This is a genomic window from Enterobacter hormaechei subsp. xiangfangensis (assembly GCF_001729785.1).
Lineage (GTDB): Bacteria > Pseudomonadota > Gammaproteobacteria > Enterobacterales > Enterobacteriaceae > Enterobacter > Enterobacter hormaechei_C.
The window spans coordinates 2,776,705-2,793,130 of sequence record NZ_CP017183.1 but is presented as its reverse complement, the minus strand read 5'-3'; the positions used below and the strand labels follow the sequence as shown (position 1 = coordinate 2,793,130).

Sequence of the window (16,426 nt, the reverse complement as noted above, 5' to 3'; positions counted from 1 at the left end):
CGCTAATGGAAGGAGAAAACCAACTCCCACGGCATATACCAAAGGTTAGCCAGCACCATCAGCAAAAGCGAGCACCAGGTCGCGCTCATGCCGGAACGACGCCAGCGGATCAGGCGGTGGTGAAAACCATAATAATGCATCAAACGCCCTGCTATCAGCAGCAGCCCGCAGACGTGCACCATCCAGGTTTCAGCGCCATCCATCTCCATTAACAGCAGTAAAATTAACGCGACGGGAATGTACTCGACCGCGTTGCCGTGGATCCGGATTGCGCTTTGCAGCTCAGAAAAGCCCCCGTCACCGTACGAGACGCGGTACTGCATTCTCAGGCGCACAACATCAAATGAAAACTTAATCAGCAGTAATGCACCTAACACCGCATACAGCGCGCTGACCATACTAACTCCCTGTTTTTGGCAGATGGCACGTCTCTATGATAGGGGGTGATTTCAGAAAAGAGAAGATTGTTGTGGGATGGACGGCGCGGGGCCAACCGACGGAACCGCCTGCTGCAAGGCCTGCCAGAGAGCATCGACCAGTTCAGACGCCTGTGCGATATCCGGCGTATGTAAAAAAAGGTACGGCGTGGTGGTGTGCTCCCATTTCGCCAGCGTTTGCAGCCAGACGGCGAACATCTCCTCATTTTGCTGCATGTTATCGCTGCCGATAAACCGGACCATCGGGTTCTGCGCCGTTACGATCGCATGGACGGGCACTTTCGGTTTTTTGCGCTGGGCATCAACAACGGCTTCGCTGTGCGGGATTGCGCTGTGCACGGGGCGGCTGTCGAGGATTACACCTTTCTTATGATACACTTCTTCAATCTCTTCATCACTAATCATAAACCCCCATGCCAAAAGCAATCTCATACATACGATTTTCTACAAAAATTCAATCAGTTGGTGACTCTACTAAGCGTCAAAGCAAGTACATTAACGATTGGTTAAAACGAAATCCTGATTACTATTTAGACGAATCACTACGTTTTCAGGATTTAGGTATAAGCGGCTTCTCTGGTGCTAATGCTAAGTCTGGTGCATTCGGTGAATTCTTAGCCGCTGTGGAATCTGGATATATTGAATCGGGTTCAGTCTTACTTGTCGAATCTTTGGACAGGGTAAGCCGTCAGGACATCGATACAGCAGGGGAACAGCTTAGAAAAATTCTCAGGGCTGGCGTTGAAGTGGTGACCCTTGTCGATAACGAGTGGTACACGAAAGAAAGTCTCAAAGATTCGCTTTCCATGATTAAAGCAATGCTGGTGATGGAACGAGCACACGAAGAATCCGCGATGAAATCTACCCGTTTAAGGTCTGTATGGGCTGCTAAAAGGGAACGTGCAGCTAACGGTGAAATCATGTCTAAGCGTTGTGCAGCATGGTTAAAAGTCTCTGAAGACCGTTCACACTTTGAATTCATCCCTGAGAATGTAAAGGCTGTTCAACGTGTCTTTCAGCTACGGTTAGAGGGCTTGTCTCACGTCAAGATAGCCAAGCAAATGAATGATGAAGGGTTTTCCACTCTGAACCAGTTCAAATCCGTTACAGGCGGCTGGTCTCAATCATCGGTCACAGAGTTACTTTCAAACCGTTCGGTGATTGGTTACAAAGTCCCTTCTAAATCAATGGCTGTTAAGGGTGTAGCTGAGATTTCTAACTATTACCCCGCAATAATCACCGATGAGCAATTCTACGCTGTACAGCAGCTTAAACAGGGTTCAGGACGTAAACCTTCCTCTGACTTACCTTTGCTAACAAATCTCTTCAAGGGCGTTCTCAGATGCTCTGAGTGTGGCTTTATTGTCGTTGTTGCGGGTGTGTCTGCTAAAAGGTCTGGTATTTACAAATGCTCAATGAAGAGTGAAGGGCGCTGTAATAGTGTTGGGTTCAGCAGATTGCAGACTGACCGCGCATTGGTTCAGGGGCTGCTTTACAATACTAACCGTCTTTCACTCAATCGTAATAACGGCTCTGCTATAGGCTCTCTTCAAAGTGAGCTAGAAGAGCTTCACAAACAGCGTGAGAGGCTTATTAAGCTGGCTATGCTGGCAGATGATACCGAATCTATGGCTAAGGATTTGAAAGCCCTGAATAGCCAGATTAAGGACGCTGAAAAGGCTGTCTCAGAGGTTCACCAGCGAGAGCAATCAAGCCAGCTTGAGACAATCAGTCATCTTGATTTGACTGTGAAGAAAGACCGGATAGAGGCGCAAATTATCATTAAGCGGATAGTGAAAGAAATCCAACTTAACACGGCTGGAAAGAAATGTGATGTCTTCTTACACAACGGCTTGAAGCTGCTTAACTTTCCACTTGATAGGGTGGTTGACGGTGAAATCTTCTTAGAAGTCTTGCCAGTGTTAGAGGCTGATGAGTTCGATTTTGACACTTACAGGATGATTGAGTAAGCCCTCTAAAGAAGGTAACTTATTGCTCAAACAAAAATATTCTCAGGGGTAGTTATGGCTAACAAAAAACATAGTGTGTTTAAAGCCCTTTCAATGGGCTTTGAAAAAGTTCTTGATGAGCGTGGTTATGATAATGGCGCTTATTACGTCAAGGATGGCAAGATTTGGATTTTTGATATTGTAGCTTTAAAGCAAAAGTTAGGTGTCTCTTCAAATGAAGAATTAGAAGCACAAGATTATGATGTTGAGACATACCTTTCACTGGAAAAAGAGCCGAATGAATTAGCTGCACTATATGAGGATATGGCTGTTGAAGATGGTGAAGCGGTTTATCTTGAAGGTGGAATGTATCTTTATCCTGATGGCTCAATTCGCTAACTATTAGCTATATTGGTAAGTTAGAATCTCAGTGAATTAATGGGGCGATTTCGCCCCTTTCTTACTCAGAAGTTATCTCTCAATACTTCATCATATCTTTCAATTAAAGTTAACTGCTTTTTACTATCTCTGTAGCTATCAACCCATCTATCAACAGCTTCATCAAAGATGAATAAAAAGTCTGTAAAGTTGAAATATACAATTTCATCATGATACTGAGTCGGATGACCTTTTTTGCAAATGGCAATGCTCAGGCGTCGATGCTTTTTCTTCAGAACATCTCTGGAGTTGAGGTTGGTCATGTGCAATAAAGAGTTCCTCAACTGATAGACTTCATCAGGTGTAATGTCTAACTTGCTGATTTCTGAATAGGTATCGAGCCATTGTTGGAAGTTCCTTTTCACGTCACCATATTCAAGGTAAGCAATGGTATCAATTAATGAAACAAGTAGCTTAAAGCTTGATATATAGTGTTTTTGATTAAAGAGAAGCTTCACAGGCTCCATGTGGTCATCATTAATCAGCTTTTTGAGGTGGAATTTACTCCCTGTTAAATACTTATTAAGGTAGTCTGGAATGTCAAGAACCCCCTCAATATGATAGTTAGGGGTGTGTTCATTCCTCAATTGTTCATCTACCGGATGCTTAATATGATATTGTAACTTATTCTGAACAACTGGTGTAACGATTAGTAAAGGGTTAGCAGGGGCTTTAACAGCCTCAAGAGCCAACTCAAAGGGGGCGTAGCTATTACCCACTCTCAAGTTTGTGTTGTACCTTGTAAGTGTCAGTTTTTTGTCATCATCGAGTACAGAAGGGTGAATGTCATGAAATGCCCTACAAGAAGCTAAATCAGTTTCTAACTGCTTGCTTAAAAATTCCAGTTTTTGATTATCGTCACCATCTCGTTCATGCGCAACGATTCCGCAATGTGTGATGTGAACACCATCAGGACAAAAGCAGAAGATGTTATAAATGGTTTCTTTCATTTCCTTTGAAGCTCCTTATGCTGTGTCATCCTTATCATCTTAGTGAAAAGTTAGTTTGTGAGACAGTTGTTTAGCCGCTATGGTTAGCCAGATTTCCTTTTCGATTCTTGAAATTTCCATAGTGACCCCTTCAATGACTTGCTAACGCTGAAGAATAGCCGTTTAGATGGCTAAATTAACAGTGAAAAACAGTGTTCATAGGTGGCTTAAAAACACCTATCTAAACAAGCATTATCAATAGCTGTAGCCTATTAACTGTTCTTTATTCAGAACAGGCATTATTCAGTGAATTTAATCCTGTTTAAATTTCTTCTTTGCTCCAAAGTAACCGCCAGCAGTTGAGGCCGCTATATAGGTAATCATAATCTGAATGGTATTGCGGGAAACATCCGACACAAAGTCATCATCAAAGATGCTTATATAGCCATCAGACGTATCAGCCACACGTTGAATCAGGTCAATAAGCAATATGTGATTCAGATATAAAAAGGCCGCAACGTTAAAGATGGCAAGTACCCACCCCAACTTGCTCAACTCTTTACCTTTACACCATAAGTATGAGGTCATCCCACAACTGAACGAACAATAACCGATGATTGGGGCAATCAATGCCGCTGTGTGTAACATGCTCTTACCGTCTATGTTAGGGGCTATCAAGTGGCTTTTAAGATAATTGATTGGTCATGTGGTTACAATCAACCCTCAGTCGATGCAGTCTCAAAAGGAAGTGGTTTTGATACTGCTGAAAAGGGTCTCTAAAGGTGTGATTAGCTCGTCTCAAAAGGTTGATTTTGAGTTTTGATACATGTATCATTTTGAGACTAGGTTTTGAGACAACTTTCAGGGAATCACCATAATGTCATCTGTAATCGCTTACGTTCGAGTTTCAACTTCTGACCAGACTATTGAGAACCAGAAGAAACAAATCAATGAGGCTGGTTATCAGGTGGGTAAATGGTTCTCTGATGAGGCTGTATCAGGTGGCATTAAGGCAACAGAGCGTAAAGGGTTCGGTGACCTACTGAGCTATGTACGTGAAGGGGATACACTGGTAGTTATCGGGATCGACCGCTTAGGCCGTAATACCATCGACGTATTATCCACGGTTGAGACTTTACAGGCTAAAGGTGTGAAGGTTATCAGCTTGCGTGAGGGGTTCGACCTTTCTACACCAGTGGGTAAGGCAATGCTCACTATGATGGCTGGATTGGCTTCTTTAGAGAAAGACTTGATAGCAGAGCGCCGCACAGCTGGCATCAAACGTGCTCAGTCAGAAGGGGTTCACTGTGGCAGACCGATTAAAGCAACAGCTGAACAGGTTCAGGAACTTCTTTCACAGGGAATGTCACCAAAGCAGGTGCAGGGTGAGTTACAGATTAGTAAGGCGACTTTCTATCGACTGAACAAGTAACAATTGTATGGTGATTCACAATGCCCCTTCGTTGGGGCTTTTTTATGTCTGGCGTTTATCAGGATCCCTGTAACGCATTCTAAGCAGTCTTTGTTATTAACCTATGGGTTAGGGTTACTATCATTAAATAATCGCTTAGAGCGCTGTACAGGCTCAGATATGTTCATTTTTTGCCATTGGTATGGAATCTTTGAAAAGGGCGCTACTAAGCAGAGAGATTCAGACTATCCAAAATCTTCAAAGTTGCTTTAGATATGCTGAAAGTTTCCGGTAAAGCTGAAATAAAAATAGGTCTGAAAATTTTTTAGAAAAATAATATTTGTGAAAATTCATCCACCAGCTTCAAAGCCTCTTTCACGGATCCCGATATGATTTATTGAAGGCTACAAGGTGGAAACCAGAATCACCGATGAGCGAAGCAAGGTGAGGTTAGAGGGGCTTCTTTAAAGAACTCTTAAAAGATACTCAGAGACAAGAAGATGAAAAACAAAGAACAAAAAGAATCTGTTAAGAGGTTTTAGGGTAGCATAAAAAACAATCGATTACAATCGGTTAAGGTAAATAAATCATGGTGATTCAGGGCGTTAGCCCTCTTTACAGTAATCTATTTAGTTATTCTGTTCTCTTCTCTATTCTTATCTTTATTCTAATAGTGTTTCCTTTTGGCATACCCCCTATGCCGTTTTGGTACACCCCCCATTCCCTTTTGGTAGACCCCCTATACCGTTTTGGTATCCCCACCCTTCAACTAATCATGCAAAAAAGAATCCCTTATACTATTTGAGATTAAAAATCAAACAAATATGTTGACAGATTGTTAATGTATTGTTACAGTATTTCTATAGCTTATTGAATTGCATGAAGGAAAGCCCAATGAGAAAAGACATCCCACAGCAAGTAACAATCCGCGTTGAAGTATCACACGCCATTCACCGTAAAATTGTTGAAATGGCAGCGAAACAGGGTGTTAGCTACTCAGCCCTGATTAAAAACATGATTCGTGAAAATGTAATCACAGCTTAAACCGAACAATATACGGCCTTGTTAAAAGGCATTTCTGATATTAGGAAAATCCCATGAATGAAACTCTATGAAATCCCGTTTACCCCCGCTTATAGTGATGTAACCCGAATCACTTCTTTCAACGGTGTTAAGTTATCTCTTTCAGCTAAAATGATTTACCTGTTTATGGTAGGTCTTCAAAGAAACGGTCAAGAAGTCTTCCCCTCAATTAATTACCTGTGTGAATTGTTTGGTATTGGACGAAAGGTTGCTATAGGGGCTTTAACCCAATTACATGAATCATGTCTTATTAGTTCTATTCAGCGTTATGATAGTTCTAAGGTGTACACAGTTGAAATCATGCCACCTGAATTAATTAAACGCCACCAGCAAGATAATAAACCTGAATCAGTATCTGAACCAGAGACCATAATTACCAGTGATTCTAATAATGTCCTTCCCTTTCCAGTGATTGAAGGAGATGAGAATCCATTTATTGACGTTGTAGAAGAGATTGAACCAGTTATTATCCGTCTTTCTAAACCAAAGCCTAAATCAGAAAGTAAACTGAATTATCTTTTTGTCAGTGATTCAGAGGAAGACGACGAACCAATTAAAATGCCAGTTTATGAGGAATTGTAAAATGAAATACGTAGTGGTGCATATTGCGCCAGCACTAATAAAAAAGCTAGAAGCGCTATCTAAGCTGTACGGCCTGAGCCGTCAGAAGACCTTAGAAATTATCGTGAAAGAGGAGTTAAACAATGCCGGATAAGAAACAGGCTTCAGTAGTCAATATGCCAGTCAAGACGCTTGAACTATTGAGTCAATTAGGTGAAAAATATGATTTAACACGACAGCAGACCTTAGCGGTGTTGCTCAATAAGAAAATGAATGAGATTAGTGGTTGTGATAAAATAATAGTTGTGTGACTTTAACAATGCAAAGGTATCACTACTGTGAGTGGAAGCAGACAATATGAACCTTTCAGTTGATAAAATTGGTAGTTATTGCTTTTCGCTATAGCACTCAATTCTATTGCAGTATATAATATAGCCGTCACTAAGTATTCATTATTGATAATGAGGCAACAGATGAAAGCTGTGGATTTAATAAAGAAAATGGAATTGTATGTTCATTCCGCACTTTACGCTTGTGAGTTGGCCGTCGCTGCTAATTCGGCAATGTCATTTTCGGAGGAGAAATGGTCTACTGGCCCAAGTTTACATAGTGCAGCAAACCGTCCAAGATTGGATAAAACAATCCTCCCATTAGCCCTGAAGACATCCGAACTATTCCAGCTTGCAATACATGTTATTAATGACTTTAAAACTCCAGAAAAAGGAAAAGGTGGGGGGCGAAAGTTCATTAATATTCATGAAATGACTAAGCCTGAAGAAATTATGTCGGCGCAAACAATTCTTTACTTGTTTTGCCTGCTGGAAGAATATGAATTCTATGTCTACGAAAAGGAATTGTCCTCAAATTTACAGAGGATTTGTAATGATGATAAATACACCTTGAAAGATGTAGAAGAGTATGGCATAGAAGGCATTAGAAGAAAAAGCATTGACAGGCATATGGCAGAGTATCAATTCTCCTCATGTCGTAAAAGAATTAAACGGTGGGGGAGGTTGGGTGTAAAAGAGTTATCTGAAAATCAGATTTCTCTTTATGAAGTCATCTCAAAAAGACGAAATGAACTTACCCATTTATCATCACCTGAACCAGCTTCAAGACTTGAGGCATTGAACTACTATTTAGTTTGCCGAAATATTGTCCGGTATATATCGATATGCTTCGGTGATAAAAGTATCGATGAAGTTGATGTTGACTGGGAAGTTTGGTCTGAGCTAGAGCATAGCATTCAAAATGATAGTTCAGTTAATGATTTGGCAAAAATGGTTCGAGATGGTGGCGCCAGAGAGTAAAGCTTGAAATTATATAATTGTGGCTTTATAAGGTTTTTATCTAAAGCTTTATAGTGAGGCAATCAAAAGATTTTAGGATGTCAGCCATGTAAAAGGTTTTTGCTCGTCAGGTTTATCCGAGAAATAATCACTTAGAAACTGTTGACAATTTGTTAATGTATGAAAGAATGGTTATATGAGTTAGGGGGTATTTCACCATCCATCAATCCCCGATTTATTATCTGACTCCTCAGTTCCTTCTGTTTATCTTCTTTGGCATCCATCCCGAACGAGTGACGGGAATTCCTCTTGAGAAGATGAACAGCCCTAATTTGAAAACATTGAACCGTGTCCCGTAACATTAAGTTGGCTGGATGCGGTTTTGTGCTTTCTGAAATCTAAGCAAACCAGACTAAGAGTAATTACTAATGACTAATTTAAATCAAGCTGTAAGAATTGAATCGCCAGTTGCAAGCATTTCCCACTTATTACCGTTCGAACAGAAACAGCATATTGAAAAGTTGTACTTCCCACGGATTCAACAGGCCACTGACCGAATGAGTAAAGCTGAATTTGAATATCAAAACGCTCTAGAATCCCGCTCAGTGCTTATTCAACAGAAGACGGCTGAGTATTTGGCTAACCCGTCTGAAAGACACGGTTTTAAAGTTGTTCAGGTTTACCCAACAAACCAGCAATCTGTGATTCAAAGCATGGCTGAACAAGGTTATATCGTTCATCGTGTAGGAATGGGCTTAATCTATTTTATCTCATCTAAAAAGAATGCTCTGAAAGACGCAACTGATAAAGCTGAAGCTGAAGCTGAATTAGCCATTGAAAAGATGATTGAACGTCTGAAGGTAAAAACCTCTGAAGCTGTACACCAGCGAAACAAGATTGTGATTGAAGCCCGTAAAGCTCGGGATGCTGTAAAAGACTTTACAGATTACCTGAACGTGATTGTCACCGATTCTGAAGAGGTGACCGAATAATGAGTATTCCAATGAAAGGGCTGTCCAAACGTGGCAGCTATAATCATCTTACTGACTCAATGGAATTCAAATATTTCAACGGTCAAAATGAAATCAGTGAATCAACCTTTAAAGCACTCTCTTCAGGTAATAAGCCAAAGCCCTCAGTGAAGCCAGCTAAAGCGGTGACCACGTATAAGGTGAAGCCTAAGCCAACAATTGAACAGCAAAGAGATGCAGCCTTGAAAGAGGCTATTAAACAGATGGTAAGCGGGGGCTGATATGGAAGATACAATTAACGCCCCTATTAACTATTACGATTCTGAAAAGCGTCTAATTGTTGGTCACAATCTGGTTGGAAAAATCCACCCTCAATTATTTGATAAGCTGGTTCGCCGTTCAAACGATGGTTCAACCCGTTGCCAGCAAGCCCGAATCACCAGCTACTTAGAAGGACTCTTAAATGGCTAATACTTTCACTAACCCTGATAAGCCTTGCATTCATTGCGGCTCACTTATCCGTTATGTCTCATCGGGTAGATGTGTGGACTGTTCAAAGACACGTAGACAGCCGCCTAAACCAAAGCCACAGATTGTACGGGTAACCGCTTCAGCAGCAAGAGCACCGTTTCACTCTGAAGGTGGGGATAACCGAAATAACATCATTGTGAAGCTGTCTGATAAGGCTCTTAACCGTCTGGATGAGATTGGTTACTCGTTGGTTAAGAAGTACCGTTTAGCAGGTTACACGCAAGAACGAATCCGAGTGGTTGCTCTCTCTCATTTGCTTGAAGCTGTTTAACCCCTCTCATTAATCCCGCCGTATTCATGTTTATCAATCGATTAGCCATCTTCTAATTGTAAGGGTTGCCGAGGGTGGCCATTCATGTTGCCAGTATTGTTTCGAAAAATATTTTGAACGATTATGATAAGAAAAAGCTGAGAATTAGAGGTTCAATAATGGATGGAGGTCTCACTGATTCAGTGAAACATGCTTTAGAACAGAGGATTAAGAGTCCCTTGTGGGGGTTCATTATTCTGGCGTGGACATGGTTTAATTGGCCTAACCTAGCAATGTTGTTCATGAGTGATGCGCCTGTAAAGTTCCGAATCGATTACATCCTTTCACAGGATTATTTCTATCTGTATTACGTGTTTGCCCCCATCCTCTCTGGCAGCATTTTGGCTGTTGTCTCACCCTATGCTCAGTGGCTCCTGTCTCAGGCACATAGGTGGGCTGATGACAGATACAAGGATAATGTTTTTCAGTCCAAGGAGAGAGTGTTTCAAGATAACATCAAGCTATCAAAGCTTAAGGTTCAATCAGATATGGCAGTGGATGTTGAAATTGCCAAAATCAACGCTGATATACAGACTGAAGTCGAAAGAGGCAAGCGCGAGCAGATACTAACTGAAGAGCTTGAAACCCAAAAGAAAATCCTTGATGAAAAAATTGAACTTCTTACCAAAAAACTTGAGGATGAGAAAGCCGATTTTGAAGAGTTGTTAAAGGAAAAGCAAAAGATTCAAGATATTGCGATAAACGTTACGACTCTGTTAGAAAAAGCCCTAAGACTTGATGACAGAAGGTCAGTTCAGCAATTGGTGGATGAAATTTCTGATTTGTTCAGCGTGGAAGACTTCGAGCTTTCAGAACAAAGGAATGCTCTGAAGAATGGTATAAGGAAAAAACGGAGCGTAGCTGAATTTATTGAAGAGGTTAAACTCAACCAAAGCGAAACATCAGAGATTAATCTTCAAAATAAGTGATTTCAGTCTGAGAGGGAAAGTGTATCAATAGAAAGGTCTCTTCAGGATCACGCGGTTGACCGATCGTTCATGCAGGCCGCGATTGAGCGCTTTCTCCGCGTCGCCTTTGGCAAAGAATTCCGGATGCCTCACTTCTACGCCGTAGGTGAAATCAAGTGGCAGGGCCTCGAGAAACTGCCAGAGGGCGGGCAGGTCGCGTGGGCCAAACGTGGCGGGAAGCTGGAGCCAGTACTGGCCAATACGGTTGGCCAGAGGCGACATCCGGGTGAAAAACTCGTGGGTTAAATCATCGCAGTTGCGCAGCGCGGCGTTGTGGGAGATGGTCGCCGGGAATTTAAAGCAAAAGCGGAAGTCGTCGGTGGTTTGCTCGCGCCAGCGTTCGACGATCTCCGCGCGGGGCAGAGCGTACAGCGTGGTATTGCCCTCCACGCAGTTAAAGTGTCGGGCATACTCTTCAAGGTTGGTAATACCCAGGCGCACCCATTTCGGGTGCGACCACTGGGGCAGGCCCACGTACATCATAGCGCGCTGAGGATCTCATCCGTGCTGCGCACGCGACCGATACGCGGGAAGATATGGGTCATGCTGCCCTGGTGCTGATCCGCAGAGGCTGCGCTGCACGCATCTTCCGCGATCACCAGGTTAAAGCCCAGCTCCCAGGCGTTACGGGCGGTGGATTCCACACCAATGTTGGTGGAGATCCCGCACAGAATAATCGTGTCGATCCCGCGACGGCGCAGCTGGAGCTCCAGGTCGGTGCCGTAGAATGCGCCCCACTGGCGTTTGGTGACTTCTATATCGCTGTCGCGTTTACCGAGCGAGACAGGATATGTCCACCAGTTGTCCGGCAGCGCCTGCGCCGGGGCCTGAGCATCAACCGGCTGTTTTAACGCTTCGGCGAAATCAGCGGACCAGCCGACGCGCACCATAACAACAGGCGAGCCGCTGGCGCGGCATTTTTCTGCCAGGCGCGCAGCGCGGCTGACCACATCGTCAGCGGTGTGCGGACCACCGGCAAAAGGCAGAATGCCTTCCTGTAAATCAATGACCACAAGGGCGGTTTTGGTGGCATCAAGTGTAAACATCGTCGCTCCCGTCAAATGATTGCTTTTCTACACCTTACGACGTGATGGCCTGTTATCGGTCGGATAATTTTGTTAATTTTTGTGAGAATAGGCAATAAGAGTTCAGCAAACGCGCGTCAGGTCGTGCTTCGCTCTTATCGTGCGGCAGAATTTCCAGTATAATAGCCGCCTTTTTTCATCCAGTTGTGACATACAGAAAGCTGCGACATCGTAGCCTGCGAGACAGGCGACAATCAGCCTGCGGCTAATTAAGGGATATCTCATGCGTACAGAATATTGCGGGCAGCTGCGTCAGTCCCACGTCGGGCAGCAGGTCACCCTGTGTGGTTGGGTCAATCGTCGTCGCGATCTTGGTAGCCTTATCTTTATTGATATGCGTGACCGCGAAGGTATCGTTCAGGTGTTCTTCGATCCGGATCGCGCTGATGCGTTGAAGCTGGCTTCTGAGCTGCGCAATGAGTTCTGCATTCAGGTGACGGGCACCGTGCGTGCGCGTGACGAGAAAAACGTCAACGCCGACATGGCGACCGGCGCTATCGAAGTGCTGGCGTCCGATCTGACGATCATCAACCGCGCGGAAGCGTTGCCGCTGGACTCCAACCACGTCAACACCGAAGAAGCGCGTCTGAAATACCGCTACCTGGATCTGCGTCGTCCGGAAATGGCTCAGCGCCTGAAAACCCGTGCGAAAATCACCAGCCTGGTGCGCCGTTTTATGGATGACCACGGTTTCCTTGATATCGAAACCCCGATGCTGACCAAAGCCACGCCGGAAGGCGCGCGCGATTACCTGGTGCCATCCCGCGTCCATAAAGGCAAATTCTATGCGCTGCCGCAGTCTCCACAGCTGTTCAAACAGCTGCTGATGATGTCTGGCTTCGATCGCTACTATCAGATTGTGAAATGCTTCCGCGACGAAGACCTGCGCGCTGACCGTCAGCCAGAATTTACCCAGATCGATGTGGAAACCTCCTTCATGACCGCTGAGCAGGTGCGTGAAGTGATGGAAGCCCTGGTGCGTAGCCTGTGGAACGACGTGAAAGGCGTTGAGCTGGGCGATTTCCCAATCATGACCTTCGCGGAAGCCGAGCGTCGCTACGGCTCCGACAAACCAGACCTGCGTAACCCGATGGAGCTGGTGGACGTGGCAGACCTGGTGAAAGCCGTTGAGTTCGCGGTCTTTGCTGGCCCGGCTAACGATCCGAAAGGCCGCGTGGCGGCACTGCGCGTGCCGGGCGGTGCTGCCCTGAGCCGTAAGCAGATTGACGACTACGGCAACTTCATCAAGATCTACGGCGCGAAAGGTCTGGCCTATATTAAAGTAACCGAGCGTGCAAAAGGTCTGGAAGGCATCACCAGCCCGGTGGCGAAATTCCTGAATGCGGACATCGTGGAAGCGATCCTTGAGCGCACCGGTGCGCAGGACGGCGACATGATCTTCTTCGGCGCAGACAACAAGAAAGTGGTTGCGGATGCGATGGGTGCGCTGCGTCTGAAGCTCGGCAAAGACCTGAACCTGACCGACGAAAGTAAATGGGCGCCGCTGTGGGTGATCGACTTCCCGATGTTTGAAGACGACGGTGAAGGCGGCCTGACCGCGATGCACCACCCGTTCACCTCGCCAAAAGACATGACGCCGGCAGAGCTGAAGGCAGCACCGGAAGACGCAGTGGCAAACGCCTACGATATGGTCATCAACGGCTACGAAGTGGGCGGTGGTTCCGTGCGTATTCACAGCGGTGAAATGCAGCAGACCGTGTTCGGCATCCTGGGCATCAACGAACAGGAGCAGCGCGAGAAGTTCGGCTTCCTGCTGGACGCGCTGAAATACGGTACGCCTCCGCACGCGGGTCTGGCTTTCGGTCTTGACCGTCTGACCATGCTGCTGACCGGCACCGATAACATCCGTGATGTGATCGCCTTCCCGAAAACCACTGCCGCCGCGTGTCTGATGACCGAAGCGCCAAGCTTTGCCAACCCGGCCGCGCTGGCTGAGCTGGGCATTGAGGTGGTGAAGAAGGAAGAGAAAAACTGATATGGCATATAAGCGTCCCGTTTCGGTTCTGGTGGTCATTTATGCAGAAGACACGAAGCGGGTGCTGATGTTGCAGCGGCGCGACGATCCGGATTTCTGGCAGTCGGTTACCGGCAGCCTGGAAGAGGGGGAGACCGCACCGCAGGCCGCCGCGCGTGAAGTAAAGGAAGAGGTCGCCATTGATGTTGCTTACGAGCAACTGACCCTGAAGGACTGTCAGCGCACGGTGGAGTTTGAAATTTTTAGCCATTTACGTCATCGCTATGCACCGGGAATTGAGCGCAATACGGAATCATGGTTCTGCCTTGCGCTTCCCCATGAGCGGGAGATCGTGTTCACGGAACACCTGACCTACCGCTGGGTGGATGCGGCGGATGCCGCCGCACTGACCAAGTCGTGGAGCAACCGGCAGGCGATTGAAGAATTTGTAATTAACGCTGCCTGAGAAGGCGCGATTTTTGGAGAACTTTTTATGGCAGGTCATAGTAAGTGGGCCAACACCAAACACCGCAAAGCGGCACAGGATGCCAAACGCGGTAAAATCTTTACCAAAATCATTCGTGAGCTGGTGACAGCGGCGCGTCTGGGCGGCGGCGATCCGGCCTCTAACCCACGTCTGCGCGCAGCGGTGGATAAAGCCCTGTCCAACAACATGACGCGTGACACCCTGAACCGTGCAATCGCACGTGGCGTGGGCGGTGATGAAGACGCGAACATGGAAACCATCATTTATGAAGGTTACGGTCCTGGCGGTACGGCGGTGATGGTTGAGTGCCTGTCCGACAACCGTAACCGTACCGTTGCGGAAGTGCGCCACGCGTTCACCAAAACCGGCGGCAACCTGGGCACTGACGGTTCTGTAGCGTACCTGTTCAGCAAAAAAGGCGTCATCTCCTTCGAGAAAGGCGACGAAGATGCGATCATGGAAGCGGCGCTGGAAGCCGGTGCGGAAGACGTGGTGACCTACGACGACGGCGCTATTGATGTTTACACCGCATGGGAAGAGATGGGGGCCGTGCGTGATGCGCTGGAAGCGGCTGGCCTGAAGGCGGATAACGCTGAAGTCTCCATGATCCCGTCTACCAAAGCGGACATGGATGCGGAAACCGCACCGAAACTGCTGCGTCTGATCGACATGCTCGAAGACTGCGACGACGTACAGGAAGTGTACCACAACGGTGAAATCTCTGATGAGGTTGCAGCGACTCTCTGATGAGAGCGTGTAGATCCGTTACAGGAGACGCGTGATGTCGATTATTCTCGGGATTGACCCAGGCTCACGCGTCACCGGGTATGGCGTTATCCGTCAGGTGGGACGCCAGTTAACCTACCTCGGCAGTGGGTGTATTCGCACCAAAGTGGACGATCTGCCGTCGCGCCTGAAGCTCATCTATGCGGGCGTGTCGGAGATCATCACTCAGTTTCAGCCGGACTATTTCGCCATCGAGCAGGTCTTTATGGCGAAAAACGCTGACTCGGCGTTAAAGCTCGGTCAGGCGCGCGGCGTGGCGATTGTTGCCGCCGTGAACCAGGATCTGCCGGTGTTCGAGTATGCGGCCCGTCAGGTTAAGCAGACGGTGGTGGGCATTGGTAGCGCGGAGAAAAGCCAGGTGCAGCACATGGTGCGTACCCTGCTGAAGCTCCCTGCGAACCCGCAGGCCGACGCCGCGGATGCGCTGGCCATTGCGATTACCCACTGTCACGTCAGCCAGAATGCGATGCAAATGAGCGAGTCGCGGCTCAATCTGGCGCGAGGCAGGTTACGATAATGACAAATCAGGCTGGATGTTTATCCAGCCTTTTTTTATTATGTCGGCAGATAATTTCTTCCAGAACGCAGGAGCGTCACGTGATAGGCAGACTCAGAGGCATCATCATTGAAAAACAACCCCCGTTAGTGCTGCTGGAAGTGGGTGGCGTGGGCTATGAAGTCCATATGCCGATGACCTGCTTCTACGAGCTTCCGGAGGCGGGCAAAGAGGCGGTTGTCTTTACCCAGTTTGTGGTGCGTGAAGACGCTCAGCTGCTGTACGGATTCAATAACAAACAGGAACGCACCCTGTTCCGCGAATTGATCAAAACCAACGGCGTCGGGCCGAAGCTGGCGCTTGCGATTCTGTCCGGTATGTCAGCGCCACAGTTTGTGAACGCCGTTGAGCGTGAAGATCCGGCTGCGTTAATTAAACTTCCGGGCATCGGGAAGAAAACTGCCGAGCGTTTAATTGTCGAGATGAAGGACCGCTTTAAAGGTCTGCATGGCGATCTGTTCACGCCGGCAGCCGATCTGGTGCTGACTTCCCCGGGCGCGCCTGCATCGGATGATGATGCCGAGCAGGAAGCGGTTGCCGCGCTGGTGGCGCTGGGCTATAAACCTCAGGAGGCCAGCCGGATGGTGAGCAAAATTGCTAAACCGGATGCCAGCAGTGAAACCCTGATTCGTGAAGCGCTGCGCGCTGCATTGTGAGGTA

At 46.6% G+C, this 16,426-nt stretch carries 21 protein-coding genes and 2 pseudogenes; 17 read left to right on the top strand and 6 right to left on the bottom strand.

The features are described 5' to 3' along the window. Positions 1 to 2: 2 nt before the first annotated feature. Complete coding sequence (locus BFV63_RS13435) at positions 3 to 398, bottom strand: MAPEG family protein (RefSeq protein ID WP_003859737.1); 396 nt, start codon at positions 396 to 398, stop codon at positions 3 to 5. 51 nt (positions 399 to 449) lie between these two features. Then, a pseudogene (locus BFV63_RS13430) lies at positions 450 to 797 on the bottom strand (DUF72 domain-containing protein); the annotation flags it as partial. Positions 798 to 850: 53 nt separating this feature from the next. Between BFV63_RS13430 and BFV63_RS13425 the strand changes: the two are divergent. Further along, entirely contained in the window at positions 851 to 2,407 is a 1,557-nt protein-coding gene (locus BFV63_RS13425) for a recombinase family protein (RefSeq protein WP_081329673.1), read from the top strand. A gap of 54 nt (positions 2,408 to 2,461) precedes the next feature. After that, complete coding sequence (locus BFV63_RS13420) at positions 2,462 to 2,785, top strand: hypothetical protein (RefSeq protein WP_045626083.1); 324 nt, start codon at positions 2,462 to 2,464, stop codon at positions 2,783 to 2,785. 65 nt (positions 2,786 to 2,850) lie between these two features. Here BFV63_RS13420 and BFV63_RS13415 read toward each other — a convergent pair whose 3' ends face one another. Both BFV63_RS13415 and BFV63_RS13410 read right to left on the bottom strand, forming a co-directional pair. Then, positions 2,851 to 3,774 carry a hypothetical protein gene (locus BFV63_RS13415; protein ID WP_069597551.1) on the bottom strand — a complete coding sequence of 308 codons (924 nt, stop codon included), beginning with the start codon at positions 3,772 to 3,774 and terminating at the stop codon, positions 2,851 to 2,853. Between the two features lie 291 nt (positions 3,775 to 4,065). Next, positions 4,066 to 4,401: a hypothetical protein gene (locus BFV63_RS13410; RefSeq protein ID WP_042893383.1), complete on the bottom strand. Its 336-nt coding sequence runs from the start codon at positions 4,399 to 4,401 to the stop codon at positions 4,066 to 4,068. Between the two features lie 229 nt (positions 4,402 to 4,630). On the opposite strand from BFV63_RS13410, the gene BFV63_RS13405 reads away from it, so the two are divergent. The 10 genes from BFV63_RS13405 to BFV63_RS13375 all read left to right on the top strand — a co-directional run bounded on the left by BFV63_RS13405 (position 4,631) and on the right by BFV63_RS13375 (position 10,838). Next, positions 4,631 to 5,185: a recombinase family protein gene (locus BFV63_RS13405; RefSeq protein ID WP_069597550.1), complete on the top strand. Its 555-nt coding sequence runs from the start codon at positions 4,631 to 4,633 to the stop codon at positions 5,183 to 5,185. A gap of 873 nt (positions 5,186 to 6,058) precedes the next feature. After that, a complete protein-coding gene (locus tag BFV63_RS23080) occupies positions 6,059 to 6,208 on the top strand; it encodes a type II toxin-antitoxin system HicB family antitoxin (RefSeq protein WP_154598168.1) in 150 nt (49 codons plus the stop codon). 57 nt (positions 6,209 to 6,265) lie between these two features. Next, on the top strand, positions 6,266 to 6,829 hold the full coding sequence (locus BFV63_RS13400; RefSeq protein WP_069597549.1) for a helix-turn-helix domain-containing protein: 564 nt from the start codon (positions 6,266 to 6,268) through the stop codon (positions 6,827 to 6,829). Between the two features lies 1 nt (position 6,830). Beyond that, positions 6,831 to 6,962 carry a hypothetical protein gene (locus tag BFV63_RS23485; RefSeq protein ID WP_256044401.1) on the top strand — a complete coding sequence of 44 codons (132 nt, stop codon included), beginning with the start codon at positions 6,831 to 6,833 and terminating at the stop codon, positions 6,960 to 6,962. Then, positions 6,952 to 7,119: a hypothetical protein gene (locus tag BFV63_RS23075; protein ID WP_154598169.1), complete on the top strand. Its 168-nt coding sequence runs from the start codon at positions 6,952 to 6,954 to the stop codon at positions 7,117 to 7,119. The genes BFV63_RS23485 and BFV63_RS23075 overlap by 11 nt, the downstream gene beginning before the upstream one ends. A 162-nt stretch (positions 7,120 to 7,281) precedes the next feature. After that, on the top strand, positions 7,282 to 8,118 hold the full coding sequence (locus BFV63_RS13395) for a hypothetical protein (RefSeq protein ID WP_038991815.1): 837 nt from the start codon (positions 7,282 to 7,284) through the stop codon (positions 8,116 to 8,118). A 407-nt stretch (positions 8,119 to 8,525) separates the two neighbouring features. After that, positions 8,526 to 9,089, top strand: a complete 564-nt coding sequence (locus BFV63_RS13390; RefSeq protein WP_069597548.1) for a hypothetical protein — start codon at positions 8,526 to 8,528, stop codon at positions 9,087 to 9,089. Then, positions 9,089 to 9,349: a hypothetical protein gene (locus BFV63_RS13385; RefSeq protein WP_045626074.1), complete on the top strand. Its 261-nt coding sequence runs from the start codon at positions 9,089 to 9,091 to the stop codon at positions 9,347 to 9,349. Before BFV63_RS13390 ends, BFV63_RS13385 begins: the two co-directional genes overlap by 1 nt. A gap of 1 nt (position 9,350) precedes the next feature. Further along, positions 9,351 to 9,539, top strand: a complete 189-nt coding sequence (locus BFV63_RS13380; protein ID WP_045626072.1) for a hypothetical protein — start codon at positions 9,351 to 9,353, stop codon at positions 9,537 to 9,539. A 405-nt stretch (positions 9,540 to 9,944) separates the two neighbouring features. Next, positions 9,945 to 10,838 (top strand): hypothetical protein, encoded by an 894-nt coding sequence (locus BFV63_RS13375; protein ID WP_087866529.1) that lies wholly within the window; start codon positions 9,945 to 9,947, stop codon positions 10,836 to 10,838. Between the two features lie 27 nt (positions 10,839 to 10,865). Here the strand turns inward: BFV63_RS13375 and BFV63_RS13370 are convergent. Continuing rightward, positions 10,866 to 11,360, bottom strand: a pseudogene (locus tag BFV63_RS13370) (DUF72 domain-containing protein); the annotation flags it as partial. After that, positions 11,357 to 11,923, bottom strand: a complete 567-nt coding sequence (locus tag BFV63_RS13365) for a hydrolase (protein ID WP_017384353.1) — start codon at positions 11,921 to 11,923, stop codon at positions 11,357 to 11,359. The gene BFV63_RS13365 and the pseudogene BFV63_RS13370, both read right to left, overlap by 4 nt. Before the next feature lie 262 nt (positions 11,924 to 12,185). Between BFV63_RS13365 and aspS the strand changes: the two genes are divergently transcribed. The 5 genes from aspS (at position 12,186) to ruvA (ending at position 16,422) form a co-directional block, all read left to right on the top strand. Then, positions 12,186 to 13,958 carry an aspartate--tRNA ligase gene (gene aspS / locus BFV63_RS13360; RefSeq protein ID WP_003859743.1) on the top strand — a complete coding sequence of 591 codons (1,773 nt, stop codon included), beginning with the start codon at positions 12,186 to 12,188 and terminating at the stop codon, positions 13,956 to 13,958. A gap of 1 nt (position 13,959) precedes the next feature. After that, on the top strand, positions 13,960 to 14,403 hold the full coding sequence (nudB, locus tag BFV63_RS13355) for a dihydroneopterin triphosphate diphosphatase (RefSeq protein ID WP_003859745.1): 444 nt from the start codon (positions 13,960 to 13,962) through the stop codon (positions 14,401 to 14,403). Between the two features lie 27 nt (positions 14,404 to 14,430). Continuing rightward, positions 14,431 to 15,171: a YebC/PmpR family DNA-binding transcriptional regulator gene (locus BFV63_RS13350; protein ID WP_003859747.1), complete on the top strand. Its 741-nt coding sequence runs from the start codon at positions 14,431 to 14,433 to the stop codon at positions 15,169 to 15,171. A 34-nt stretch (positions 15,172 to 15,205) separates the two neighbouring features. Continuing rightward, a complete protein-coding gene (gene ruvC, locus BFV63_RS13345; RefSeq protein WP_003859749.1) occupies positions 15,206 to 15,727 on the top strand; it encodes a crossover junction endodeoxyribonuclease RuvC in 522 nt (173 codons plus the stop codon). 80 nt (positions 15,728 to 15,807) lie between these two features. Beyond that, complete coding sequence (gene ruvA / locus BFV63_RS13340; protein WP_003859751.1) at positions 15,808 to 16,422, top strand: Holliday junction branch migration protein RuvA; 615 nt, start codon at positions 15,808 to 15,810, stop codon at positions 16,420 to 16,422. Positions 16,423 to 16,426 lie beyond the last annotated feature (4 nt).

What these genes read in the sequence shown, in the direction of transcription:
- BFV63_RS13435 (WP_003859737.1), bottom strand. Translation starts at nt 398, where the DNA reads ATGGTCAGCGCGCTGTATGCGGTGTTAGGTGCATTACTGCTGATTAAG.
- BFV63_RS13425 (WP_081329673.1), top strand. Translation starts at nt 851, where the DNA reads ATGCCAAAAGCAATCTCATACATACGATTTTCTACAAAAATTCAATCA.
- BFV63_RS13420 (WP_045626083.1), top strand. Translation starts at nt 2,462, where the DNA reads ATGGCTAACAAAAAACATAGTGTGTTTAAAGCCCTTTCAATGGGCTTT.
- BFV63_RS13415 (WP_069597551.1), bottom strand. Translation starts at nt 3,774, where the DNA reads ATGAAAGAAACCATTTATAACATCTTCTGCTTTTGTCCTGATGGTGTT.
- BFV63_RS13410 (WP_042893383.1), bottom strand. Translation starts at nt 4,401, where the DNA reads ATGTTACACACAGCGGCATTGATTGCCCCAATCATCGGTTATTGTTCG.
- BFV63_RS13405 (WP_069597550.1), top strand. Translation starts at nt 4,631, where the DNA reads ATGTCATCTGTAATCGCTTACGTTCGAGTTTCAACTTCTGACCAGACT.
- BFV63_RS23080 (WP_154598168.1), top strand. Translation starts at nt 6,059, where the DNA reads ATGAGAAAAGACATCCCACAGCAAGTAACAATCCGCGTTGAAGTATCA.
- BFV63_RS13400 (WP_069597549.1), top strand. Translation starts at nt 6,266, where the DNA reads ATGAAACTCTATGAAATCCCGTTTACCCCCGCTTATAGTGATGTAACC.
- BFV63_RS23485 (WP_256044401.1), top strand. Translation starts at nt 6,831, where the DNA reads ATGAAATACGTAGTGGTGCATATTGCGCCAGCACTAATAAAAAAGCTA.
- BFV63_RS23075 (WP_154598169.1), top strand. Translation starts at nt 6,952, where the DNA reads ATGCCGGATAAGAAACAGGCTTCAGTAGTCAATATGCCAGTCAAGACG.
- BFV63_RS13395 (WP_038991815.1), top strand. Translation starts at nt 7,282, where the DNA reads ATGAAAGCTGTGGATTTAATAAAGAAAATGGAATTGTATGTTCATTCC.
- BFV63_RS13390 (WP_069597548.1), top strand. Translation starts at nt 8,526, where the DNA reads ATGACTAATTTAAATCAAGCTGTAAGAATTGAATCGCCAGTTGCAAGC.
- BFV63_RS13385 (WP_045626074.1), top strand. Translation starts at nt 9,089, where the DNA reads ATGAGTATTCCAATGAAAGGGCTGTCCAAACGTGGCAGCTATAATCAT.
- BFV63_RS13380 (WP_045626072.1), top strand. Translation starts at nt 9,351, where the DNA reads ATGGAAGATACAATTAACGCCCCTATTAACTATTACGATTCTGAAAAG.
- BFV63_RS13365 (WP_017384353.1), bottom strand. Translation starts at nt 11,923, where the DNA reads ATGTTTACACTTGATGCCACCAAAACCGCCCTTGTGGTCATTGATTTA.
- aspS (WP_003859743.1), top strand. Translation starts at nt 12,186, where the DNA reads ATGCGTACAGAATATTGCGGGCAGCTGCGTCAGTCCCACGTCGGGCAG.
- nudB (WP_003859745.1), top strand. Translation starts at nt 13,960, where the DNA reads ATGGCATATAAGCGTCCCGTTTCGGTTCTGGTGGTCATTTATGCAGAA.
- BFV63_RS13350 (WP_003859747.1), top strand. Translation starts at nt 14,431, where the DNA reads ATGGCAGGTCATAGTAAGTGGGCCAACACCAAACACCGCAAAGCGGCA.
- ruvC (WP_003859749.1), top strand. Translation starts at nt 15,206, where the DNA reads ATGTCGATTATTCTCGGGATTGACCCAGGCTCACGCGTCACCGGGTAT.